This is a genomic window from Halomonas sp. BMC6 (assembly GCF_964204995.1).
In the GTDB taxonomy this organism is placed as follows: Bacteria; Pseudomonadota; Gammaproteobacteria; order Pseudomonadales; family Halomonadaceae; genus Vreelandella.
The window spans coordinates 1,350,249-1,372,316 of record NZ_CAXNSH010000001.1 but is presented as its reverse complement, the minus strand read 5'-3'; the positions used below and the strand labels follow the sequence as shown (position 1 = coordinate 1,372,316).

Annotated in this window: 24 protein-coding genes; 18 read left to right on the top strand and 6 right to left on the bottom strand. The window is 61.3% G+C overall.

What is annotated here, in order from left to right; genetic code table 11:
* The first annotated feature begins 34 nt into the window (after positions 1-34).
* Positions 35-961, top strand: a complete 927-nt coding sequence (gene secF, locus AB6K10_RS06565; RefSeq protein ID WP_159341197.1) for a protein translocase subunit SecF — start codon at positions 35-37, stop codon at positions 959-961.
* Positions 962-1,083: 122 nt separating this feature from the next.
* Here secF and AB6K10_RS06560 read toward each other — a convergent pair whose 3' ends face one another.
* Positions 1,084-1,878 carry an inositol monophosphatase family protein gene (locus tag AB6K10_RS06560; RefSeq protein ID WP_159341196.1) on the bottom strand — a complete coding sequence of 265 codons (795 nt, stop codon included), beginning with the start codon at positions 1,876-1,878 and terminating at the stop codon, positions 1,084-1,086.
* A gap of 140 nt (positions 1,879-2,018) precedes the next feature.
* Here AB6K10_RS06560 and trmJ point away from each other — a divergent pair, with 140 nt between their 5' ends.
* From trmJ to AB6K10_RS06485, 15 genes are all read left to right on the top strand, one after another.
* Complete coding sequence (gene trmJ, locus AB6K10_RS06555) at positions 2,019-2,798, top strand: tRNA (cytosine(32)/uridine(32)-2'-O)-methyltransferase TrmJ (protein ID WP_339118226.1); 780 nt, start codon at positions 2,019-2,021, stop codon at positions 2,796-2,798.
* A gap of 146 nt (positions 2,799-2,944) precedes the next feature.
* Positions 2,945-3,826 (top strand): serine O-acetyltransferase, encoded by an 882-nt coding sequence (gene cysE, locus AB6K10_RS06550; protein WP_302476126.1) that lies wholly within the window; start codon positions 2,945-2,947, stop codon positions 3,824-3,826.
* Positions 3,827-3,903: 77 nt separating this feature from the next.
* A complete protein-coding gene (gene iscR, locus AB6K10_RS06545; RefSeq protein ID WP_159341193.1) occupies positions 3,904-4,371 on the top strand; it encodes a Fe-S cluster assembly transcriptional regulator IscR in 468 nt (155 codons plus the stop codon).
* Positions 4,372-4,402: 31 nt separating this feature from the next.
* Positions 4,403-5,572, top strand: coding sequence for an aminotransferase class V-fold PLP-dependent enzyme (locus AB6K10_RS06540; protein ID WP_339118225.1), 1,170 nt, complete (start codon positions 4,403-4,405; stop codon positions 5,570-5,572).
* A gap of 54 nt (positions 5,573-5,626) precedes the next feature.
* Complete coding sequence (locus tag AB6K10_RS06535; protein WP_159341191.1) at positions 5,627-5,953, top strand: iron-sulfur cluster assembly accessory protein; 327 nt, start codon at positions 5,627-5,629, stop codon at positions 5,951-5,953.
* A gap of 178 nt (positions 5,954-6,131) precedes the next feature.
* On the top strand, positions 6,132-6,557 hold the full coding sequence (gene ndk / locus AB6K10_RS06530; RefSeq protein WP_159341190.1) for a nucleoside-diphosphate kinase: 426 nt from the start codon (positions 6,132-6,134) through the stop codon (positions 6,555-6,557).
* Positions 6,558-6,639: 82 nt separating this feature from the next.
* The gene (gene rlmN, locus AB6K10_RS06525) at positions 6,640-7,824 is read left to right on the top strand and encodes a 23S rRNA (adenine(2503)-C(2))-methyltransferase RlmN (RefSeq protein WP_253019025.1); all 1,185 of its coding nucleotides are present in this window, start codon (positions 6,640-6,642) and stop codon (positions 7,822-7,824) included.
* Positions 7,825-7,944: 120 nt separating this feature from the next.
* Positions 7,945-8,679 carry a type IV pilus biogenesis/stability protein PilW gene (gene pilW / locus AB6K10_RS06520; RefSeq protein ID WP_159341188.1) on the top strand — a complete coding sequence of 245 codons (735 nt, stop codon included), beginning with the start codon at positions 7,945-7,947 and terminating at the stop codon, positions 8,677-8,679.
* 40 nt (positions 8,680-8,719) lie between these two features.
* A complete protein-coding gene (locus AB6K10_RS06515) occupies positions 8,720-9,718 on the top strand; it encodes a RodZ domain-containing protein (RefSeq protein WP_339118224.1) in 999 nt (332 codons plus the stop codon).
* Positions 9,719-9,726: 8 nt separating this feature from the next.
* Complete coding sequence (ispG, locus tag AB6K10_RS06510; protein ID WP_339118223.1) at positions 9,727-10,842, top strand: flavodoxin-dependent (E)-4-hydroxy-3-methylbut-2-enyl-diphosphate synthase; 1,116 nt, start codon at positions 9,727-9,729, stop codon at positions 10,840-10,842.
* Positions 10,843-10,912: 70 nt separating this feature from the next.
* On the top strand, positions 10,913-12,220 hold the full coding sequence (hisS, locus tag AB6K10_RS06505) for a histidine--tRNA ligase (protein WP_339118222.1): 1,308 nt from the start codon (positions 10,913-10,915) through the stop codon (positions 12,218-12,220).
* Positions 12,221-12,300: 80 nt separating this feature from the next.
* Complete coding sequence (locus AB6K10_RS06500; protein ID WP_339118221.1) at positions 12,301-12,960, top strand: tetratricopeptide repeat protein; 660 nt, start codon at positions 12,301-12,303, stop codon at positions 12,958-12,960.
* The gene (gene bamB / locus AB6K10_RS06495) at positions 12,960-14,141 is read left to right on the top strand and encodes an outer membrane protein assembly factor BamB (RefSeq protein WP_253019030.1); all 1,182 of its coding nucleotides are present in this window, start codon (positions 12,960-12,962) and stop codon (positions 14,139-14,141) included. The genes AB6K10_RS06500 and bamB overlap by 1 nt, the downstream gene beginning before the upstream one ends.
* Positions 14,138-15,541, top strand: coding sequence for a ribosome biogenesis GTPase Der (der, locus tag AB6K10_RS06490; RefSeq protein ID WP_159341182.1), 1,404 nt, complete (start codon positions 14,138-14,140; stop codon positions 15,539-15,541). Before bamB ends, der begins: the two co-directional genes overlap by 4 nt.
* 173 nt (positions 15,542-15,714) lie before the next feature.
* The gene (locus tag AB6K10_RS06485) at positions 15,715-16,329 is read left to right on the top strand and encodes a hypothetical protein (RefSeq protein WP_339118220.1); all 615 of its coding nucleotides are present in this window, start codon (positions 15,715-15,717) and stop codon (positions 16,327-16,329) included.
* 15 nt (positions 16,330-16,344) lie between these two features.
* Here AB6K10_RS06485 and AB6K10_RS06480 read toward each other — a convergent pair whose 3' ends face one another.
* Positions 16,345-17,217 (bottom strand): ATP-binding protein, encoded by an 873-nt coding sequence (locus AB6K10_RS06480; RefSeq protein WP_339118219.1) that lies wholly within the window; start codon positions 17,215-17,217, stop codon positions 16,345-16,347.
* Positions 17,218-17,313: 96 nt separating this feature from the next.
* On the opposite strand from AB6K10_RS06480, the gene AB6K10_RS06475 reads away from it, so the two are divergent.
* Both AB6K10_RS06475 and AB6K10_RS06470 read left to right on the top strand, forming a co-directional pair.
* Positions 17,314-18,117: a M48 family metallopeptidase gene (locus tag AB6K10_RS06475; protein ID WP_339118218.1), complete on the top strand. Its 804-nt coding sequence runs from the start codon at positions 17,314-17,316 to the stop codon at positions 18,115-18,117.
* Positions 18,118-18,135: 18 nt separating this feature from the next.
* Positions 18,136-18,393 (top strand): hypothetical protein, encoded by a 258-nt coding sequence (locus AB6K10_RS06470; protein WP_159341178.1) that lies wholly within the window; start codon positions 18,136-18,138, stop codon positions 18,391-18,393.
* Positions 18,394-18,462: 69 nt separating this feature from the next.
* On the opposite strand, the gene aroE is transcribed toward AB6K10_RS06470, so the two are convergent.
* The 4 genes from aroE to dprA form a co-directional block, all read right to left on the bottom strand.
* Positions 18,463-19,281: a shikimate dehydrogenase gene (gene aroE, locus AB6K10_RS06465; protein WP_253019032.1), complete on the bottom strand. Its 819-nt coding sequence runs from the start codon at positions 19,279-19,281 to the stop codon at positions 18,463-18,465.
* 9 nt (positions 19,282-19,290) lie between these two features.
* Entirely contained in the window at positions 19,291-20,223 is a 933-nt protein-coding gene (gene hemF, locus AB6K10_RS06460; RefSeq protein WP_159341176.1) for an oxygen-dependent coproporphyrinogen oxidase, read from the bottom strand.
* Positions 20,224-20,328: 105 nt separating this feature from the next.
* Positions 20,329-20,886 (bottom strand): L-threonylcarbamoyladenylate synthase, encoded by a 558-nt coding sequence (locus AB6K10_RS06455; protein ID WP_159341175.1) that lies wholly within the window; start codon positions 20,884-20,886, stop codon positions 20,329-20,331.
* A gap of 48 nt (positions 20,887-20,934) precedes the next feature.
* Positions 20,935-22,056 carry a DNA-processing protein DprA gene (dprA, locus tag AB6K10_RS06450; RefSeq protein WP_339118217.1) on the bottom strand — a complete coding sequence of 374 codons (1,122 nt, stop codon included), beginning with the start codon at positions 22,054-22,056 and terminating at the stop codon, positions 20,935-20,937.
* Positions 22,057-22,068 lie beyond the last annotated feature (12 nt).

Sequence of the window (22,068 nt, the reverse complement as noted above, 5' to 3'; positions counted from 1 at the left end):
AACACGCGCTCAGCACAGAATTTAAGAGGTGGTCATGAAACCCCTATCCCAACTGCGCATCGACTTCATGGGGCGGCGCAACCTAGCGTTCATCGTCTCCGCCGTGATGTTGATCGTCTCGATTGGTGCCATCGTGTTCCAGCAGCTCAACCTGGGCTTGGACTTTACCGGCGGCACCCTGGTGGAAGTCCGCTACGGCGCCGCGCCGTCTCTGGACGCCATTCGTCAACTGCTGGAAGACAGCGGCTTCCAAGATGTGTCGGTGCAAACCTTTGGCGCGTCGACCGAAGTCTTGATTCGCCTACAGCAAGCCTTCGACGGCGATGTGGGTAACGAAGTCGTCAATCTGCTGCGGGGCAACGGCGATAGCGTCAATCTGGTTCGCGCCGAGTTCGTGGGCGCCCAGGTAGGCGACCAGCTACGCGATCAGAGCGGCCTGGGGCTGCTCGTGGCCCTGGGCGTGGTCATGCTCTACGTGGCCTTCCGCTTTCAGTACAAGTTCGCCCTCGGCGCCCTGCTGGCTCTGCTGCACGATGTCATCATCGTGGTAGGCGTCTTCGCCGTGTTCCAGCTCGACTTCGACCTCACGGTACTGGCCGCGATCCTGGCAGTCATCGGCTACTCGCTGAACGACACCATCGTCGTGTATGACCGCATCCGCGAGACGATTCGCACGTCGCGTATCGACGATATGTCGCAAATCTTCAACGAAGCGATCAACGCCACGCTGTCGCGTACGCTGGCCACGTCAGGCACCACCGTGCTGGTGCTGCTGGCGCTGCTGCTGCTGGGCGGTGACATGATCGAAAACTTCGCCATCGCTCTGCTGGTAGGCATCGTGGTGGGCACGTTCTCGTCTATCTATATCTCCGGTGCCCTGCTGATTCCGCTGAAGCTCTCTCGGGAAGATCTCATTCCCGCTAAGAAAGAGGTGGATGAAGAGGAAGAAGAGCTGCCGTAAGCACTCAAAAGCAGCCAACGAAAAGGCCCTGCCGGGTAACCCCGGCAGGGCCTTTTTACTACCATTTTATTGACTACTCACTACTCACCACTCACTACGCAGCGCGACCGCGCCGCCAGTGATTAAAAGTGCGGCGCCAGCTGCTTGATCAATGCTTTGTAGAGACGCGGGCCAGCGGCCATCAGTTGGCCTTCGGCATTCACGCTCGGCTTGCCGTCCGGGGTACCCATCAGCGCGCCGGCTTCTTTCAACAGTAGCGTTCCGACCTGCATGTCCTGCTCTTCGAGCCCCAGGACGAAGACGCTGTCGACACGGCCAGCGGCCAGTTCGCACATATCCAGCAAACCACTACCCGTCGCCAACAGCGACTCTACCTGCGGGGCGAGCTGTTGGGTAATGGTCAGGTACGCGGGGAGATGGCTCGGACGCAACCAGGTTTCCGGCAAGCTCATCGCCATGCGGGTCGCAGGAATCGCGGTGGGCTTGCTAACACGCATGCGCTTGTCGTTGTGCTGAGCACCGCGGCCACGGCTGGCGATATATTCGTCATCACCAAAAGGAGAGATCACCACCGCGTGCTCGGGGCGACCTTTAACGAGACACACCACTGAGAGTGCAAAGCCCTTACCGGCTACCGCCAGGTTGGAGTAGCCGTGCAGCGGTTCGATTTTCCACACGATATCTTCCCCTTCGCCTTCGCCCGCTTTATGGGGCGTGTAGCGGCCGGTGAAGCCGTGCTGCGGATAGCCGCGCTGCAGCTGCTGAACGATGGTCGCCTCGGCTTTGCGTGCCGTGTCTTCTAGCAAGCGGTCGAGGTTGAATTCTTCATGGGCGTTTTCGATGCGTTCGCGAACGCGTAAAAAGTGCTCAACGGCGCCGCGCGCCGCGCGCAGCGTAAATTGGACCATCGGATTCATGATCGGGCCTTGTCACAGTGATGTTAAAGAACGGGTCAGGCGCCATACGCCTTTTGGCGGGCAATTCTAACAGAGCCCCCTCGGGCATGCCATCGACTCATGCTAAACTGCGCGCTTTACGCATTTGAAGCGGGCCTACTATGCTTGAGCGCATCCGAATCGTTCTAATTGGCACCAGCCACCCTGGCAACATTGGCGGCGTGGCACGCGCCATGCACAACATGGGCTTGGCGGATCTCGCCTTGGTCGCGCCTCGCTGCGACGTGATCACCCAAGACAGCATTTCCCGCGCCTCCGGTGCCGACCACCTACTGCACCAAGCCACGGTGCACGCCACACTGGAAGATGCCGTGGCCGACTGCACCCTGGCAGTGGGCGCCAGCGCTCGCTCGCGCACGCTGCCCTGGCCGATGATCTCGCCTCGGGAGCTGGCCGAGCGCCTGCCGGGCGAGTGCCAAGCCGACAACGCCCGCGTGGCGCTGGTATTTGGCCGTGAAGATAGTGGACTGACCAACGCCGAACTGCAGCGCTGCCACGCCCACGTGCATATTCCCACCAACGCGGAATTTAGCTCGCTGAACCTTGCCGCCGCGGTGCAAGTGGTGGCGTATGAGTGCCGTATGGCATGGCTTAGCCAGGCCGATGCCCCCCAGGTGGCGGATGACAACGACGAGCGGGCGACCCACGAAGAGCTCGAGCGCTACTTCGAGCACCTAGAGCGCACGCTTATCGCCATCGAGTTTCACGATCCTGCCCAGCCGCGCCAGCTCATGGCACGCTTGCGCCGCCTCTACCTGCGGTCACGGCCCGAAAAGATGGAAATGAACATTCTACGCGGCATTCTTTCGGCGACTGAAAAGGCCGCCCAACAGAGCGAGACGCAGCGTGTGAATAAAGAGAGTCGCGACAAACTCGACTAACCCGTCACGGCGCCCTCGTCGCAAAAGGCGCCAGCAAAGCGGCCATGGCCTAAACTTGAAGTTACATCGACGCGCCCCAACATCGCCTTATCGATTGCCGCTTTGCACTCAACCAATTCCAATACCGTATTGCTGCCGCCTCCCCTATCGCCCAAGGATCACCCATGTTTCAACGCCTGCGTGAAGACATCAATAGCGTTTTTGACCGCGACCCTGCGGCACGTAACTTTCTTGAGGTACTGACCAACTATCCTGGCCTGCACGCCTTACTGCTGCACCGTTGCAGCCATTGGCTATGGAACAAGAACTTCAAATGGTTGGCACGGACGCTATCGACCTTCTCCCGCTGGCTGACCGGCATCGAAATTCACCCGGGCGCGACCATCGGGCGACGCTTTTTCATCGACCACGGCATGGGCGTGGTGATTGGCGAAACCGCCCGAGTGGGCGATAACGTCACGCTCTATCAAGGCGTGACGCTAGGCGGCACTAGCTGGAACAAAGGCAAGCGCCACCCTACGCTGGAAGATGGCGTCATCGTCGGTGCTGGGGCCAAAATATTGGGGCCATTTACCGTGGGCGCCGGGGCCAAGATCGGTTCTAACGCGGTGGTCACCAAAGAAGTGCCAGCGGGCGCCACCGTTGTGGGCATTCCCGGCAAAATCGTCAAACGCGCCGACCCGGATGTGGAAGAAGCGCTGGACGTCGACCCGGCCCGCCGTGAAGCCATCTGCCAGAAATTTGGCTTCGATGCTTATGGCGTTAGCCAAGACATGCCCGACCCCGTGGCGCGCTCGATGCAGGCCATGCTCGATCACATGCACGCCGTGGACGAGCGTATCGAACGCATGTGCTCGACGCTGCGCAAACTGGACGCCAACTACCGCGACGGCCAGCTCCCCGCCCTGCGGGATGAAGACTTTGCCGATATTCTGGAGGAAAACGACACCGGTTGCCCCGGGCTTGGCCGCGCCGCCCAGGAGCGTAGCGATACAGCGGCGGAGGACAGTGCCTCCCGCAATAGTTGACCAAAGCACTCAGGATTTCCATAATGGCGCAACATTTGCTGCCAGTGCGCTGAACGCTCAGCGACGAGGTACCTGTCATGCGCTTGACCACAAAAGGCCGTTACGCCGTTACCGCCATGCTGGATTTGGCGATCAACGCCCCCAGCGGCCCCACCAGTCTGGGGGACATCTCCCAGCGCCAGGAGATTTCACTCTCCTACCTGGAGCAACTGTTTGCCAGACTGCGCCGGGCGGGATTGGTCAGCAGCGTGCGCGGGCCGGGTGGCGGCTACCTGTTGGCCAAAGCGCCCGAGGCGATCAGCGTGTCCCAAGTGATCGATGCGGTCAATGAAACCGTCGACGCGACTCGCTGCCAGGGGCTATCCGATTGCCAGCAGGGCGATACCTGTTTGACACACCATTTATGGTGCGAGCTATCCGGGCAAATCCGCAGTTTTCTCGACGATATTACGCTGGCGCAACTGATACAGCGCCCGGATGTCATCCGCATCGCTACCCGTCAAAAACAGCGGGTCGAGGCGGGCATCCTCGCCTCCTCTCCTTGACGGCCTTTACTGCACGCTGGAACCCATGACGATGACTGCTACTCCCTCGCTGCCCATTTATCTCGATTATGCCGCCACGACGCCGGTCGATGATCGCGTGGCCGAGGTCATGCAGCGTTACCTCACAGTCGACCAACTCTTCGCCAATCCCGCCTCCCGTAGCCATATGCTGGGCTGGCAAGCCGAACAGGTGGTCGAGCAGGCGCGCCGCCAAGTGGCCGACATGATCGGCGCCGACCCGCGTGAAATCGTGTGGACCAGCGGTGCCACCGAAGCCAACAACCTCGCGCTGATTGGCTTCATGCGCGCCAACCGCGAACGTGGCATGCACCTTGTCACCTCCACCATCGAGCATAAAGCTGTGGTGGATACCGCCAAGGCGCTGGAGAGTGAAGGCTTCGAGGTCACTTGGCTGCCCCCCGGCCGCGACGGGCGCGTGACGCCCGGACAGCTGCGCGCCGCCATGCGCGACGATACGGCGCTGGTATCGCTCATGACGGTGAATAACGAACTGGGCAGCATCAATGACATTGCCGCTTTGGCAGACGTCGCCCATGACTTTGGCGCGGCCTTTCATACCGATGCCGCGCAAGCGGTAGGACGAGTGCCGCTCGACGTCATCGCCCAGCACATCGATTTGATGTCGCTCTCGGGCCATAAAGCCTACGGCCCCAAGGGTGTTGGCGCGCTGTACGTGAAGCGCCACCCAGACATTCGCATCGAAGCGCTGATTCATGGCGGCGGGCATGAGCGCGGCATGCGTTCCGGCACGCTGCCCACCCATCAGATCGCCGGGATGGGGGAAGCCTTTTCCGTCATGCAGCAGCAGCAGGACGATGACCAAGCGCGCATCACCGCGCTACGCGAGCGCTTGTTAAGTGGCTTGGCCGATCTGGAGGGCGTCGTTCCCAACTCGCCATCCGAGAACGTCGTTCCCAACATCGTCAATCTGGCCTTCGAAGGTGTCGATGGCGAGGCGCTGTTGATGGCACTGCGGGACGTCGCGGTATCCACCGGCTCGGCCTGCAACTCGGCCAGCGTCGACCCCTCTTATGTTCTATTGGGCATTGGCACGCCCCGTCGGCTGGCGCTCTCATCGCTACGTATCAGCGTTGGGCGCTTTACCCAAGCGGCCGAGATCGACCACGCACTAACCTTACTGCGCCACGCGGTGAGCGGCTTACGTGCCAACGCACGTTAGGCGGCTGACGCTCTCCTGACGCACGGCTAACGACTTCTCAAAGGAGAACGCTCCATGGCAACACTGAACATTACCCCCGCTGCGGCTGAACAGATCCATCGCGTACTCGACGAGCGCGGCCAAGGCCTGGGCCTTCGGGTATCGGTCAAACCCAGCGGCTGCTCGGGTTACAGCTACGTACTGGACTTCGCCGACGAAGCCCAAGCGGACGACGTGCGCTTCGAAGCCCACGGTGCCAGCGTGTACGTCGCGCCAGACGCGGTAGAGATGCTGGACGGCAGCGAAGTGGATTACGTCAACGAAGGCTTGAACCGCTTTTTCCGCTTCAACAACCCCAATGTCAAAGATCAGTGCGGCTGCGGTGAAAGCTTCACGGTCTAAACCACCCGCCAGGACGGTTGCGCACATCACCGGTATTCATCCCCACCGGGAGGCGCTATAATCGCGGCCACTCGGCAGCCGCAGCCACCGACGGCCCTAGCCGACCACTTTTTTCCTGCGCCGCCCCGGCTTTCCGGGGCGGCAATTTCTGCTTTATCCCTTTTAAGGAGATTTCTGCATGGCGACTGAACGTACTCTTTCCATCATCAAGCCCGATGCCGTTGCAAAAAATGCCATTGGCGACATCATCGCTCGCTTTGAAAAAGCCGGCCTGCAAGTCGTAGCCGCCAAAATGCTGCACCTCTCTGAAGAGAAGGCAGGCGGTTTCTACGCCGAGCACAAAGAGCGTCCCTTCTTCAAAGACCTGGTTGGCTTCATGACCTCTGGTCCGGTCGTCGTACAGGTACTGGAAGGCGAAGGCGCCATCGCGAAAAACCGTGAGCTGATGGGTGCCACCAACCCGAAAGAAGCCGCTCCGGGCACCATCCGCGCCGACTTTGCGGAAACAATCGACGCCAACGCTGTCCATGGCTCTGATTCTCCGGAAAGCGCCGAGCGCGAAATTAGCTACTTCTTCGGTAACGACGAAATCTGCCCGCGCTAAACCAAGCGCCGCCGTTTCAACCTTCGTTGCCGGCCATTTTCGCGGGGGCTCTGCCCCCGCCTCTTTCTGAACGCTGACCGCCATGACCACCACCGTAGCTCAACATACGCCTGCCACTCACACAACGCCCGATAGCGCGACGACCGAACACGCGTCTCCCGCTCGACAGAACCTGCTGGGTCTCTCCCGCGAGCAGATGGAAGCGTTCTTTTTGTCGATCGGCGAAAAGAAGTTTCGCGCCACGCAGGTCATGAAGTGGATTCACCAGGAGGGTATCGACGACTTTACGGCGATGACCAACCTGTCGAAGCCGCTGCGCGACAAGCTCGCCCAAGTCGCTGAAATTCGCGGCCCAGGGGTTGTCTACGAAGGCACGTCCAGCGACGGTACCCGTAAATGGGTGTTAGAGGTGGAAGATGGCAGCTACGTCGAGACGGTCCTGATTCCGGCCGAGAACGGAAAGCGGCGCACGCTATGCGTCTCTTCCCAGGTGGGCTGCTCGCTGGATTGCAGCTTCTGTTCGACTGGCAAGCAGGGGTTCCAGCGTAACTTGACCGCCGCCGAGATCATCGGCCAGGTGTGGGTCGCCCAACGCAGCGTGGGCCCGCGCCGTGATACCGCCAACCGCCCGGTGACCAACGTGGTCATGATGGGGATGGGCGAACCGCTGCTCAATTTCGATAACGTCGTGCCTGCCATGAAGCTGATGCTCGACGATAACGGCTACGGGCTCTCCAAACGTCGCGTCACGCTCTCCACCTCTGGCGTCGTGCCGATGATGGACAAACTAGGCGACGAACTGGATGTGAGCCTTGCCATTTCGCTGCACGCCTCCACCGACGAGCTGCGCAACGAACTGGTGCCGATCAACCGTAAGTACAACATCCGTGCGCTGCTGGATGCCTGCCACCGCTATCTGGCCAAGTGTCCCGATAACCGTCAGGTCACCATCGAGTACACGCTGATCAAAGACGTCAACGATCAGCAAGAGCACGCTGAGCAGCTCGCCGCGCTGCTTAAAGAACTGCCGTGCAAAATCAACCTGATTCCGTTTAACCCGTTCCCGAATTCAGGTTATGAGAAGCCTTCACGTAACCAAGTGATGCGCTTTCAACAGTGGCTGTACGATTTAGAGTACAACGCCACCGTGCGGACCACCCGCGGTGACGACATCGATGCCGCCTGTGGTCAGCTGGTAGGCCGTGTGAAAGACCGTACCAAGCGCAGCGCACGCTACATACAGTCCGTGCAGCTCGACGCTGACTAACCGCTGCTGTCTTGACTTCCAACCGACACAGCGCTTTGATGGACACGTTTTTTTGCCGGGCGCTCGCCAAGCGTCCGCAGTACGGCACTGGCTCAACCGTTTCGACTCAAGAGGGCGTAGATGATCGGTCACCGCAGGCGCATTACCTCCATCAGGATGCCCATGCTGTCCGTGCTTGCTGGCAGCCTGCTGCTGGCGGGCTGTGCCACCTCTGGCCAGGGGGTCCGTACTGATGCCAATCCCGATGCGGTAGATGCCTATACCCAGCTTGGCGTCGCTTACCTAGAGCGTGATAACCTGCCACGCGCACTGAACGCCCTCGACCGTGCCCTGGAGTTGAACCCGCGTCATGCGGAGGCACTTCAAGCGCTTGCGCTGGTCTACCAACAGCAGGGGGAGAGCGAGCTGGCCAATCGTTACTTCCAGCAGGCGCTGGATGCCGAGCCATCGTTCACCCGCGCGCGTAACAACTACGCGGCGTTTTTGTATCAGCAGGCCGAGTTTTCCAAAGCTTGCGAACAGTTAGAAATGGCATCCCAGGATGCCCAATATGCCAATCGCGCCCAGCTCTTTACCAACCTGGGCCAGTGTTATTTGGCCATCGACGAATTGGATAAAGCGCGCGAACGTTTGCAACGCGCGCAAAGCATCGACCCGCGCAACCCACGCGGGTATTTAATGTTAGCCGAACTGGAAGTTTCGCAGGGCAATTATGATCAGGCCTGGGCACCGCTGCAGAACTATTTGCAGCTAGCGGGCCCAGACCCAGCGGCACTGGAAATGGCGATCGATGTCGCCCTCGCCCGCGGTGACGACGCCGCGGCTGCCGACTACCAGCGCTTGCTAAACAACTGATTGCCGCCCTGATCACCACATTATTGAAGGATGCTCAGCTATGAGCGACACACAGTTACACGATAGCGTTACTACGGCCCACAGCACGGCAACCCCTGGTGAGTTGCTCTCTCGTCAACGCGAATCGCTCGGCGTCCCGCTGGCGGATGCCGCCCGCGCCCTCAATCTACGCCCGGCCGTGGTGGATGGCCTGGAGCGTGATAATTACGAAGAGATTCCCGTTGCCGCGTATCGTCGCGGCTATTTGCGTGCCTATGCCAAATACCTGGGCATGGATGACCGCGTGGTGCTCGACGCTTATCAAGCCCGCCACGGCACCAGCGACGCGGAACGCAAAGTCACGCCGGTCGCCGTCACCAAGCCCCCCTCCAAGGTCGGCGCGTGGCTGTTCAAACTGGTCACGCTGCTGGTGATCGTCGGGTTGATTGCCGTGACGGTGGCCTGGTGGCAGAGCCGCGGCGGCAGCGAGCCGCCGAGCATCGGCGCCTCCCCCGCCATGGAAGAGAACGACGCCCCCATGAGCGAACCGTCCCCTGAGCCAGCGCCCGAGCCTACCCCGGTGGTCACGCCTGAACCTGCCGTCACCGAAGAGCTGACGAGCGATGCAGCCAGCGACGCGTCTACCGACAGCGCCTCCAACGACGACAGCACCGCGCCCGTGGCTGACACTGACGAGCGCGTACAGGCCACCGAAGAAACGCCTGACGCCCAGGTGACAGAAGCCGAAACCGACGCTCCGACCGCCGACGCAGACACGCCCGAAGAAACCGTCGCCGAGGCCGCCCCGGCGACCAATCCCAACCTGCTCGAGCTGACGTTCAACGAGCAGTCCTGGACCGAAATTTTCGATGCCAACAACCAACGCGTGTTTGTCGGTCTGCAAACCCCCGGCACCACCGCGAGCGTTGAGGGCGAGCCGCCTTTTCGTTTAACCGTCGGCAACGCCACCGGTGTAGAGCTGCGCTACCAAGGCGAGCTCGTCAACCTTGCCGAGCGCGCCGGTGCCAATAACGTTGCCCGCTTTACCCTGGGAGAGTGACCCGTCTTATGCACGCCCCTTCTCCGATCAAACGCCGCCCGTCACGCCAAATTCATGTTGGCAATGTGGCCGTAGGCGGCGATGCGCCGATCTCCGTTCAAAGCATGACCAACACCAACACGCTGGACGTGGACGCCACCGTCGGCCAGATCCAGCAGTTGGAAAAAGCCGGGGCGGATATCGTCCGTGTCTCGGTGCCGGATATGGACGCCGCTGAAGCCTTCGGCAAAATCAAACAGCGGGTAGCGGTGCCCCTTGTTGCCGATATCCACTTCGATTACAAAATCGCCCTTCGCGTGGCCGAGCTGGGCGTGGACTGCCTGCGCATCAACCCCGGCAACATTGGCCGGGAAGATCGCGTACGCGCGGTGGTGAGTGCCGCTCGCGATCACGGCATTCCCATCCGGATCGGTGTCAACGCCGGGTCGCTGGAAAAAGACCTGCAAAAGAAGTACGGCGAGCCCACGCCCGCGGCGCTGGTCGAGTCGGCGATGCGCCATATCGACCACCTGGATCGTCTCGATTTCCAGGAGTTTAAAGTCAGCGTCAAGGCCTCCGATGTCTTCATGGCCGTCGCCGCGTACCGCGACTTGGCTACCCGCATCGAGCAGCCGCTGCACCTGGGTATCACCGAAGCAGGCGGCCTGCGTTCGGGCACGGTGAAGTCCTCTATTGGCCTTGGCATGCTGCTGATGGACGGTATCGGCGATACCATCCGCGTCTCGCTGGCTGCCGACCCGGTGGAAGAGATCAAGGTCGGGTTCGATATGCTCAAGAGCCTGAAGCTGCGCGCCAAGGGCATTAACTTTATCGCCTGCCCCAGCTGCTCGCGGCAGAACTTTGACGTCATCAGCACCATGAACCAGCTCGAAGAGCGCCTGGAAGACGTGATGACACCGCTGGACGTTTCGGTGATTGGCTGTGTGGTCAACGGCCCCGGCGAAGCCAAAGAGACCGATATCGGCCTCACCGGCGGCTCGCCTGCCAACCTGGTCTATATCGATGGCAAACCGGCGAGCAAGCTGCGCAATGACCACCTCGTCGACGATCTGGAAAAGCTGATTCGCGACAAAGTGCGTCAAAAAGAGCAGCAGCAAGAGAACATGATTGCGCGCAGCGTTTAACGTCCCAGTGGCTGAAAGAGGCGGTGTGAGCGTCCCGCCTCGTGTGCTGCCGCCCCATAAGGAGTTTTCATTGAGCAAGTCCGCCGCTAAAAAGATTCAAGCCATCCGTGGTATGAACGACCTATTGCCCAGCGACAGCCCTCGCTGGCAATTTTTTGAGGGCAAAGTACGCCAACTCATGCACCGTTACGGCTTCGATGAAATTCGTACGCCGATTGTGGAGCAGACGGCGCTGTTTGCCCGTTCGATTGGTGAAGTCACCGACATCGTCGAAAAAGAGATGTACACCTTCGACGACCGCAACGGTGACAGCCTGACGCTGCGCCCCGAAGGCACCGCCAGCTGCGTGCGGGCGGCCATGGAACACGGTTTGCTGCATAACCAAACCCAGCGGCTTTGGTACCAGGGGCCGATGTTCCGTCACGAGCGCCCCCAGAAAGGACGCTATCGCCAGTTCCACCAAGTGGGTGTCGAGACGTACGGCTTCGAAGGCCCGGATATCGACGCCGAAGTCATTTTGCTTTCGGCACGTCTGTGGCAAGAGCTGGGCTTGATGGAGCACGTCACCCTGGAGTTGAACTCGCTAGGCTCGGCTGACGCCCGTGCGGCCTACCGCGATAAGCTAGTGGCTTACTTCGAGCAGCACCACGATATTCTCGATGACGATTCCAAGCGGCGCCTGACCAGCAACCCGCTGCGCATTCTGGACTCGAAAAACCCAGAGATGGCCGAGATGCTCGACGCGGCTCCGCAGCTGATGGATCACCTGGACGACGAGTCCCGCGCGCATTTCGAGCAGCTCAAAGCGATGCTGGATGCCTCCGGGATTCCGTACGTGGTCAACCCACGTTTGGTGCGCGGCCTGGACTACTACTGCCGCACGGTGTTCGAGTGGACCACCACTGCACTGGGCAGCCAAGGCACCGTGTGCGCTGGCGGCCGCTACGACGGTCTGGTCGAGCAGCTGGGCGGCAAACCCACGCCTGCAGTGGGTTTTGCCATGGGCATCGAACGCCTGATCCTGCTGCTGGACACCCTCGACCTAGTGCCCAACGAAGCGCTGGGCGGCTGCGACGTTTACTTGATGCCGATGGATGACAGCGCCACCGTGGCCGCGCTGACGCTCGCCGAACAGCTGCGCAGTGCGCTGCCTTCGTTACGCCTGCAGCTGCACTGCGGCGGCGGCAGCTTCAAAAGCCGGATGAAGAAAGCCGATAAAAGCGCCGCGCCGGTGGCGATTTTGCTAGGCGAGGACGAGCTAGCCCACCAAACCGCCACGTTGAAGTTTTTGCGTGATGATCGCGAGCAGCAGCAAGTGTCCCAGACCGAGCTGGCCGACGCGCTTCGCGAGTTACTGTCGAACGTACCGTCTCACTAACATCGCTGCCCAGCACCGACTGGGCAGATGAACACTCGTTAGCCGCATTGGCGGCTGACCTATGGAACAGGAGGCCGCCCGTGGCGGAGCTGAGAAGCGAAGAAGAGCAGCTAGAAGTCGTCAAACGCTGGTGGAAAGAGAACGGAACCTCGCTGATTGCCGGTGCCGTTCTCGCTGCGGCGGGCGTCTTTGGTTGGAATGCGTGGCAGAACTATCAAGAAGGCAAGGCGGAAGCCGCCTCTGCCCGTTACCAACAGCTCATCAATATGACGGCTGGCACGACCTTGGAAGGCGATCAGCTAAGCGCAGCACAGACGCTGATCGATGAGCTCACCGACGACTACGGCAACACGCTGTATGCCGAACTGGCACAGCTCTTGGAGGCTCGTCTTGCCGTTGAGCAAGACGATCTTTCCACCGCCAAGCAGGCGCTGCAGGACGTCGCCAGCAACTCCTCGCGCCGCTATGTACAAAGCGTAGCTTGGCTGCGTTTGGCACGCATCGAAGTGGCACAGGGCAACCCCGATGCTGCGCTGGCGCTGCTCGATCAGCCCATCTCTGACGCGCTGGCGGCCCAACAAGCCAACGTACGCGGCGATGCCTTCCTCGCGCAAAATCAGCCCGAGCAGGCGCGCGAGGCATGGCAAACCGCCCAGTCACTCGCCCAAACGAAGAACCAGCCGCTTTACGGCATGCAGTTCAAGCTTGACGATCTCGGCGCCGAGGAGGCGACACAGTGATGACGACTAGCCTGTCAAAACCGCTCTTTTCCAAACATCTAATGCGCACCACCCTGGGTGCCGTGGCGTTGGCACTGTTGGCTGGCTGTGCCAGCAAAGGTGAGCCTGCCTTCACGCCCAAAGAGCTGCGCAACTTCGATGAAACGTCATCGCTGGACAGCGTTTGGGATCGTCACGTTGGCGATGGCTTTGGCCGCGCCCGCTACCCCATCGCCCCATCGCGTGAGGGCGATACGGTCTTCGCCGCCGACGCCAACGGCCTGGTCGCCGCGTTCGATGCCAACAGCGGCGAGCGTGAGTGGGAAATCGAGCTGGATAGCCCGGTTTCCAGCGCGCTGAATGCCATTGCCGGTCAAGTGTATCTCGGCACCCGCAACGGTGAAGTGATTGCCCTCGACCAGCGGGACGGTAGCGTTGCTTGGCGCTCGCGGGTCTCCAGCGAAGTGTTGGCGGCCCCACAGGCCAACCAGCAATTGTTGCTGGTTCAGAGCGTGGACGGCCAAATCACGGCCCTGGATCGCGCCAGCGGTGAAGAGCGCTGGGTCTACACCAGCTCGCAGCCTGCCTTGACGCTACGCGGCACCGGAACGCCGATGGTCATCGATCCGGTCACCTTCGTGGGCTTGGCTAACGGACGCTTGGCCACGCTGGATAACCGCAGCGGCCAAGCTCTGTGGGATATGCAGATTGCTACCCCACGCGGACGCAGCGACGTCGAGCGGCTGGTGGACCTGTCCGGTCAGCCGGTTCTCAGCCCCGATGGACGCCTATTCGTGACTAGCTACAATGGCCGTGTGGTCGCCCTGGAAGCCACCCGTGGCGGTGTCTTGTGGGAAACCAACCTTTCTAGCCGCCACACGCCAATTCTGGTGGGCAACTTCTTGTTCGTGGTCAGCGACGACAGCCACGTCGTGGCCCTCGATGCCAACAGCGGTCAGGAAGTTTGGCGTAACGACGATCTCGAAGATCGCTGGCTCACCGCTCCCGCCTTTGCCGATGGCCGTATCGTCGTGGGCGATTTCGAAGGCTATGTCCATCTGATCGACGCCCGCGATGGCAACCTGGTCGGCCGCACCCGAATCGATGATTCAGGTATTAGCGTGCGCCCGGTCACGGAAGGCAGCACCATTCATGTCCAGGCCAACAATGGTCGCCTGGAAACCCTGGAAGTCACTCCATGACACCCGTCATTGCATTAGTCGGTCGCCCCAATGTGGGCAAATCGACGCTGTTTAACCGTCTGACCCGCTCGCGCGATGCGCTGGTGGCAGACTTTCCTGGCCTGACCCGTGACCGTAAATACGGTAACGGCATGCTGGGTGGAAAGGCGTACACCGTCATCGATACCGGCGGTATCAGCGGTGACGAAGAAGGCATCGATGCCGCGATGGCCGAACAGTCCCTCGCGGCCATCGACGAAGCCGATATCGTGCTGTTCTTGGTCGATGCCCGCGCCGGGCTGAACGTTGCCGATGAAGCGATTGCCAACCACCTGCGCGTCAATCAGAAGAAAACCTGGCTGGTGGTCAACAAGACCGACGGCTTGGAAGAGCACTCGGCCATGGCCGACTTCTGGAAGCTAGGCTTGGGCGACCCCTGGCCGATTGCGGCCGCTCATGGCCGCAACGTATCGCTGTTGATCGATACGGTCCTCGAACCTTTCCCTGAGCGGGATGCCAGCATCCCCGCCGACACGGGCACCAAAGGCATTCGCATTGGCGTCATCGGCCGCCCCAACGTAGGTAAGTCCACGCTGGTCAACCGCCTGCTCGGTGAAGAGCGCGTGGTCGTGTTCGATGAAGCGGGCACTACCCGTGATGCCATCGAAATTCCCTTCGAGCGCAACGGCAAGCCGTATGTGCTGATCGACACCGCCGGCATTCGGCGGCGCAAGAACGTGCGCGAAATCGCCGAAAAGTTCTCGATCATCAAGACGCTGGATGCGATCAAAGAGAGCCACGTGGCGGTCATGGTACTGGATGCCCGCAGCGGCTTGGTCGAGCAGGATCTGCACCTGCTGGATTATGTGCTCACCACCGGCCGTGCGCTGGTGCTGGCCGTGAACAAGTGGGACGGGCTGGAGAGCGAAGCCAAAGAGAAGATGCGCGCCGATATCAAGCGACGTCTGGGCTTTGCCGACTACGCCGAGCTGCACTTCATTTCCGCCCTGCACGGTACGGCGGTGGGCGATCTGTACCCCTCCATCGAGCGGGCGTTCAACGCCGCCAACGCGCACTGGTCGACCAACCGTCTCACCACGCTGCTGCAGGATGCGGTCAGCCAGCATCCACCTCCCATGGTGAATGGACGCCGCATCAAGCTGCGTATGGCTCACCAGGGTGGCAGCAACCCGCCGATTATCGTGGTACACGGCAACCAGACGGCCTCGCTGCCCGAGGCATACCGCCGCTACCTGACCAACACGTTCCGCAAAGTGTTGAAGGTGCGCGGCACGCCGATGCGCTTCGAGTTCCGCTCGGGCGATAACCCGTTCGATCACATGGCGGGCGCCAGCGATAAAGAGAAAGCCAAAAAACGCGAGCTCAACCGCACCAAAGAGGCGCGCAAGAGCCGCCGTTAAGCGTTATCTCTCACCTCAACGCCCACTGACGATTCAGTGGGCGTTTTTAATGCTCCTTCTCCCGCAAATCTGCTTGACAGACACCACTGCCCGCTCTCAAATAGCGGCGCTTTTCGGCACCTGCCCTGTAGATACTTGCTCTATCACTCTTGCCCTTCTTAGGAGGGACTGACATGCACGACGCTGTTCGTCGCGGACGCGGCTTGGTTTTACTGCTGCTGGCGACTCTCTTGACCGGCTGCTTGGCACTGCCCCAAACGGGACTGTTTGCTTTTCGCTTAGCGGTCACCTCACTCGGCATCGAGGACGTACGCATTGGCCCTTACAGCGTCAATGCCGGATTGGACACCAGCGATCTATCGAGTTTGCTGGCCTCTAGCCTGGGTGCTGGAAGCTTGCCGGTGCAAGCCACCCTGGCGATGGGGCTTGGCCTGCCCGCTGGCATGCCTCCGGTGGAGATGTCTGGCTTTCGCTGGACGCTGGACATGCCCGGCGTCGACCCCGTACAGGGCAACTATGCCCAGAACGTGACGCTCACCTCAGGGGAAGATGCCAATCTCCGCCTGCCGGTGGCTTTCGATGTGCTGGCTGCCGACCAGCAGCACATGACGCCGATGCTAGAGCTGGCGAGCCAACTCGCCAGCCAAGGGGAACTGCCTGTGGGCAGTGAGCTGGCCATCACCCCAGGGGATTTGCGCGGCCTGGGCATGACGCTACCCGCTGGTCTGCTCACCCCAACCATTCGCTTGAACGTGGGCGACGACGGGCAGCTCATCCCCCAACGCTAAAGCTTGCCCAGCGCGTCACTCACCCCGCTCATGCAGCCGTTTGCGGCCCACGTACTGGGCCGCAAACTGCCACGCCGTCCGGCCGCTTCGCCCGCCGCGCAGTGTGGCAAAGCGAATCGCTTCCGCCCGCGCAGCCTCATTCCAGTCCTGTTTTCCGCCGATACGCCCTACCCAGTGTTCGCATACCTCCAGGTACGCCGCTTGGCTAAACGGATGAAAGCCTAACCACAGGCCGAAACGATCCGAGAGGGAGATTTTCTCTTCCACCGCATCGCCGTGATGTAATTCGTCACCCACCAGCCGTGAGCCGCTGTTGTCCTCCATCGACTCCGGCAGCAGATGGCGACGGTTCGAAGTGGCATAGAGCAACACGTTATCCGGCGGCCCGGTCAGCGCACCATCCAGCACGCTCTTGAGCGCTTTGTAGGCATCGTCGTTGCCTTCAAACGACAGATCGTCGCAATACACCACGAAGCGGTGCGGCTGATGACGCAGCTGTTCTACCAACAGCGGCAGGCTTGCCAGGTCGTGACGGTCGACCTGGATCAGTCTCAAGCCTTCATCGGCGAGTGAATTGAGCAACGCCCGTATCACCGACGACTTACCGCTCCCCCGGGAGCCCCATAGCAGCGCGTGGTTGGCGGGCAGGCCTTGCAAAAAGGCGCGGGTGTTATCGACCAGTGCCTGCTTCTGACGCTCGATGCCCAGCAGATCATCCAGCGTCATGGTGTCTCTTGGGGGTACCGGCACTAGCCGCCCGCCCAGTGGGTGGCGTTGCCAGATGGCGGCCACGTGTTGCTCCCACGCAACCGGCGTGGGCGCTGGCGGCAGCCAGTGGTCGACATGATCGAGTAACCGCGCTAGGCGCTGGCTTAATTCGGCATCCATCGTCATCCTCAGAGTGCGTTATGATAGGGTTGATTTACCACTGCCAGTGGTTATCTTGTGTGCAAGGATCCCCACTCGTCTATAAGGAAACTGTCTATGCGTTGGCTTCGCCCATTAGCGGTTACGGCGCTCTGCGCCTCGATCGCCGCTTGCTCGACGTCACCCACCGGTCGTTCACAGCTGCTGCTGCTCTCCGATGATCAGCTCAATCAGATGGGCCAACAGGCCTTCGCCGAATATCAGCAAAACATTCCGACTGCGGGTCAGGCGAGCCACCGTTACGTGCAGTGCATCACCAATGCCATTGTCGACGTGCTTCCCAACGAGCAGCGCGACCTGGATTGGCAAATTCGTGTGTTTGAGTCCGAACAGCCGAACGCCTTTGCCCTGCCTGGCGGCTACATGGGTGTAAACACCGGCATGCTGGACATCGCCACCAGCCAGGACCAGCTCGCCTCGGTGGTCGGCCATGAAATCGGCCACGTGCTGGCGCGCCACGCCAACGAGCGTGCTTCGACACAAAGCGCCACGTCGCTGGGCCTTTCGGTCATCTCCAGCACGTCGGGCATGCAGACACCGGCAGGCCAGCAGTTGATGGGTGTGCTCGGCTTGGGGGCCGAGTACGGCATTGCGCTACCTTTCTCCCGCCGTCATGAAAGCGAGGCCGATGTGATAGGCCTACAGCTCATGGCGCAAGCGGGCTTCGACCCGCGTGAAAGCGTCACGCTATGGGAAAACATGCAGGCCGCGACGGGCGGCGGTGCGCCTCCTGCCTGGATGTCGACGCACCCCAGCCAAGGCCAGCGGATTCAAGGCCTGCAAGCCAATATGGAGCAAGCGCTGGCCACCTACGAGCAGGCTCGCAACAGCGGCCGTACTCCTAACTGTCCGCGACCGTAGCGGCCATTCGAGGCTTTCATGATCCGATTGGGTTTACTGCTGTTAGTGCTGCCGATTCTGGTGCTGCTAGGCGTTTACTTTTGGGAGTTGGGGGACGTTCGCGCCTGCCAGCTCGACGGCGGCTACTGGAACTACCTGGAGGGGGCTTGCTACGACACGCCACAGCCCTTCGTGTCGTGGCTCGAGCGTTCACCGCTGCTGGTGAACGGCGGCATGCTGCTATCCGTGGTGGGGTTGGTGATGTGCATGGTGGGCTTTTATACCAAACCGCGTTAGACCGACCCTTTCTCTCGCTCTCGTGAGCTCACAACGACAGGATGGGGGCACTCGCCCCCATCGTCCTGCTCACTCATTGAGAGACTGGCGGAGCAGCGAGCGCACGCTGGCCGTTTCCGGTCGAACGTTGCGCCATAGAAAGAACGATTCGGCCGCCTGCTCGACCAGCATGCCCAAGCCATCCAGCCGTTTCGCCCCGCGCGGTTCCGCCCACTGAAGAAACACCGTCGGCTCAGCGCCGTACATCATGTCATAGGCCCAGGCGCCTTCGGCAAACAGCGTCTCCGGCAGCGGCGGCAGCTCGCCTGAAAGGCTGGCACTGGTGCCGTTGATCACCAAGTCGAATTGCCCGTCGATGGATGCAAAACCGCCGCCCTGGAGAGTGCCCAGGTCGGCAAACGCGTGGGCCAGCTGCTCGGCTTTCTCCGCCGTGCGGTTGACGATGACGACCTCACTGGGCTTCTCCGCCAGCAGCGGTTCCAATACGCCGCGCACCGCGCCGCCTGCGCCGATGACCAGCACACGCTTACCCGCCAGAGGGACGCGGTGATAGGCCAAATCCCGCACTAACCCAATACCGTCGGTGGTATCGCCATAGGTACGCCCGTTACCGCCCACAATCAGCGTATTCACCGCCTGGGCGCGCTTGGCGCGGTGACTCAGCGTATCGCAGAGTGCAAAGGCATCGCCTTTGAAGGGCACGGTGACGTTCGCACCACGGCCGCCGTCGGCGACGAATGCTCGCCAAGCATCAGCAAACCCCTCCACAGGGGCGAGCTCAGCGGTATAACGCATGGCTTGCTGGGTTTGACTGGCAAATTCCCCATGGATCAGCGGGGATTTCGAGTGCTTAATAGGATTGCCAAATACGCAGTAACGATCAGTCATCGACGCTCCTTAGGCGTTGCTCTGCTGGGCGGCTTCGGCCAGCCAATCGCGGGGCACCAAGTAGTCGTGCAGCGCGGCCTCACGACTGCCCGCGTCAGGGGTAAAGGCGTACTCCCAGCGGGCCAGCGGCGGCATGGACATCAGAATGGACTCCGTACGCCCGCCGCTCTGCAGGCCAAACAGCGTGCCACGGTCCCATACCAGGTTGAACTCGACATAGCGACCGCGGCGGTAGAGCTGGAAGTCGCGCTCGCGCTCGCCCCAGGCGTCCTGCTTACGGCGCTCGACGATGGGCAGGTAAGCGTCCAGAAAGCTATCGCCTACCGCGCGCTGAAACGCAAAACACTCTTCAAAGCTGCCTTCGTTCAAGTCATCAAAAAAGAGTCCGCCGACGCCGCGGGTCTCCTCGCGGTGCTTCAGATAGAAGTAGTCGTCGCACCACGCTTTGTAGCGCTCGTAAACGCCCTCACCAAAGGGCGCGCAGGCGTCACGCGCGACCTGATGCCAGTGCACCACGTCCTCGAACACCGGATAGTAAGGGGTTAGGTCGAAGCCGCCGCCAAACCACCACACCGGCGGCTCGCCCTCTTTTTCGGCAATGAAAAAGCGCACGTTGCCGTGGCTGGTGGGTACGTTGGGATTTTCTGGGTGCATGACCCAAGAGACGCCCACCGCATGAAAGCTGCGCCCGGCCAGCTCGGGCCGGGCTGCGGTCGCAGACGGCGGCAGCTGCGCACCGTGGACATGGGAAAAATTGACGCCGCCTTTTTCAAAAATAGCGCCCGACTCCATCACCCGCGAGCGGCCTCCGCCGCCCTCTTCGCGCTGCCAGCTATCCTCTTTGAACGCGGCCCGCCCATCAGCGGCGGCAAGCCCTTCACAGAGGCGCTCCTGAAGATCGAGAAGGTACGCTTTAACGTCGTCTAGGTGCTCGTGGGCCACGGTAACTCCTGGTGAGGTGAATCGTGAATCGTGAATCGTGAATCATGAATCGTGAATCGTGAATCGTGAATCGTGAATCGATGGCAGTGTGACGAAGTCGGACGGCTAGTCACGCATCACTTTGCCGGTCACCAAATCGCGGATGGTGCTGGGTTTGGCATTGCCGCCCAGTTCGCCAGCCACGATGGCGGCGACCTCCTCCCCAAAAATGGTAGCGACCTCGCCTGCGCTCATGGCAGGAGGGTCGCCGGCTCGGTTGGCGGAGGTAGAGACGAGTGGGCCACCAAACGCTTCGCACAGCGCTTTCATCAGCGGGTGGTCGGTCACGCGTAACGCGACACTTTGGTGAGCACCACGCACTAAGCCGTGGCTTCTGCCGTTATCGGGCACTAGCCAAGTGTTAGGGCCAGGCCAACTGGCGGCCAGCGGGGCATGCAGCGCAAGGGGTAGCTGGGTCAGCCAAGGCTGAAATTGCTGAATGCTCGCCGCCACCAAGATCACGCCCTTGGCCGGGTCGCGCTCTTTCATGCGCATCAAATGCGCCAGCGCTTCGTCGTTATCGGGATCACAGCTCAGCCCCCATACCGCTTCGGTAGGGCATGCGATCACACCACCTGCGCGCAGCGCATCTACCGCCGCTTTCACGTCAACCGCCGGTTTCATAGACGCTCCTGATAAGCTCTCAGCCAATCCAACAAAGGAGGCTGCATCTTACCACGGGGCCGTCATTCTCACCCAGCCGCCCGCCTGCTGCGTCGCCTGCCCTTCCAGCTCCAGCATTAACAGCCGCTGTTGGCAGGCGCTCACCGAGAGACCGGTGGTCTGCACCAGCAGATCGATCGGCGTTGGCGAGGCTCCCAGCGCATCGAGCAACGGATCACCGCTGGCCGTCGAAGGGCTGTCGGGTCCGTGAGACGTCGTCTCGCCATGCGTCGTCGTCTCTACGGGCAGGTAGTGGGGCGCCCATTGCTGCAACTCTTCGAGCATATCGTCCACATGGCGCACCAGCGTGGCCCCGCTACGTAGGAGCTGTAGGCAGCCACGGGCTTGTACATTGTGCAGCGAGCCTGGCAGCGCGAATAGCTCACGCCCTTGCTCTACCGCTAGGCGGGCGCTCACCAGTGAGCCGCTTTTCTCGGTGGCTTCGACCACCAGCGTGCCGAGTGATAGCCCGGTGACGATACGGTTACGGCGAGGAAAAAAGGCGGGACGGGCAGCCGTGCCCGGCGGATGCTCGGACAGCACCAAACCGCCGGGCTGGGTACTGAGCTGTTCGTAGAGATCGCGATGGCGCGCGGGATAAATGACATCGATGCCGCTTCCCAGCACGGCAATGGAGGTGCCACCCGCCTCCAGCGCTGCACGCTGGGCAACCCCGTCGACACCCAAGGCCATACCGCTCACCACACACCAGCCGCGCCCAGCCAATTCACGGGCAAACGCTTGAGCGTTACGGCTACCCTCCGACGTGGGCCGCCGCGTACCGACCATAGCGATGCCCGGAGCGCTCAGGGCGCGTAAATCCCCCTGCGCCCACAGCACCACCGGTGGGTCAGGAAGCTGATTGAGTAACTCAGGCCAATCGGGGTGATCGCGGTGCAGCAGATGACGATCGGGCGCGCCTTGCAGCCAGGTCAAGGTGTCGTCCACCACGTGTTGCAGAGGGCTGCGCGTCGGGTGAGCGAGCCACAGGCGTAACGCATTGGCGGCACTGCTGGGCAGCGCCGCTAACCAGCCTTGCGGCCACGACGGCTGACGCGCTACCAGTTGTGCAATGCGCGTTGCCCCCATTCCAGGCAGTGCATGCACTGCCAGCCACTCCTTGGCATCCATCGCTGTTCCCTC

Excerpts from the sequence above, each read along its gene's own strand:
- AB6K10_RS06470 (WP_159341178.1), top strand. The coding sequence starts at position 18,136 with ATGATCCGATTGGGTTTACTGCTGTTAGTGCTGCCGATTCTGGTGCTG.
- rlmN (WP_253019025.1), top strand. The coding sequence starts at position 6,640 with ATGACCACCACCGTAGCTCAACATACGCCTGCCACTCACACAACGCCC.
- AB6K10_RS06455 (WP_159341175.1), bottom strand. The coding sequence starts at position 20,886 with ATGAAACCGGCGGTTGACGTGAAAGCGGCGGTAGATGCGCTGCGCGCA.
- iscR (WP_159341193.1), top strand. The coding sequence starts at position 3,904 with ATGCGCTTGACCACAAAAGGCCGTTACGCCGTTACCGCCATGCTGGAT.
- secF (WP_159341197.1), top strand. The coding sequence starts at position 35 with ATGAAACCCCTATCCCAACTGCGCATCGACTTCATGGGGCGGCGCAAC.
- ndk (WP_159341190.1), top strand. The coding sequence starts at position 6,132 with ATGGCGACTGAACGTACTCTTTCCATCATCAAGCCCGATGCCGTTGCA.
- AB6K10_RS06515 (WP_339118224.1), top strand. The coding sequence starts at position 8,720 with ATGAGCGACACACAGTTACACGATAGCGTTACTACGGCCCACAGCACG.
- trmJ (WP_339118226.1), top strand. The coding sequence starts at position 2,019 with ATGCTTGAGCGCATCCGAATCGTTCTAATTGGCACCAGCCACCCTGGC.
- AB6K10_RS06540 (WP_339118225.1), top strand. The coding sequence starts at position 4,403 with ATGACTGCTACTCCCTCGCTGCCCATTTATCTCGATTATGCCGCCACG.
- pilW (WP_159341188.1), top strand. The coding sequence starts at position 7,945 with ATGATCGGTCACCGCAGGCGCATTACCTCCATCAGGATGCCCATGCTG.
- AB6K10_RS06560 (WP_159341196.1), bottom strand. The coding sequence starts at position 1,878 with ATGAATCCGATGGTCCAATTTACGCTGCGCGCGGCGCGCGGCGCCGTT.
- AB6K10_RS06480 (WP_339118219.1), bottom strand. The coding sequence starts at position 17,217 with ATGGATGCCGAATTAAGCCAGCGCCTAGCGCGGTTACTCGATCATGTC.
- AB6K10_RS06475 (WP_339118218.1), top strand. The coding sequence starts at position 17,314 with ATGCGTTGGCTTCGCCCATTAGCGGTTACGGCGCTCTGCGCCTCGATC.
- der (WP_159341182.1), top strand. The coding sequence starts at position 14,138 with ATGACACCCGTCATTGCATTAGTCGGTCGCCCCAATGTGGGCAAATCG.
- AB6K10_RS06535 (WP_159341191.1), top strand. The coding sequence starts at position 5,627 with ATGGCAACACTGAACATTACCCCCGCTGCGGCTGAACAGATCCATCGC.
- dprA (WP_339118217.1), bottom strand. The coding sequence starts at position 22,056 with ATGGATGCCAAGGAGTGGCTGGCAGTGCATGCACTGCCTGGAATGGGG.
- AB6K10_RS06485 (WP_339118220.1), top strand. The coding sequence starts at position 15,715 with ATGCACGACGCTGTTCGTCGCGGACGCGGCTTGGTTTTACTGCTGCTG.
- ispG (WP_339118223.1), top strand. The coding sequence starts at position 9,727 with ATGCACGCCCCTTCTCCGATCAAACGCCGCCCGTCACGCCAAATTCAT.
- aroE (WP_253019032.1), bottom strand. The coding sequence starts at position 19,281 with ATGACTGATCGTTACTGCGTATTTGGCAATCCTATTAAGCACTCGAAA.
- bamB (WP_253019030.1), top strand. The coding sequence starts at position 12,960 with ATGACGACTAGCCTGTCAAAACCGCTCTTTTCCAAACATCTAATGCGC.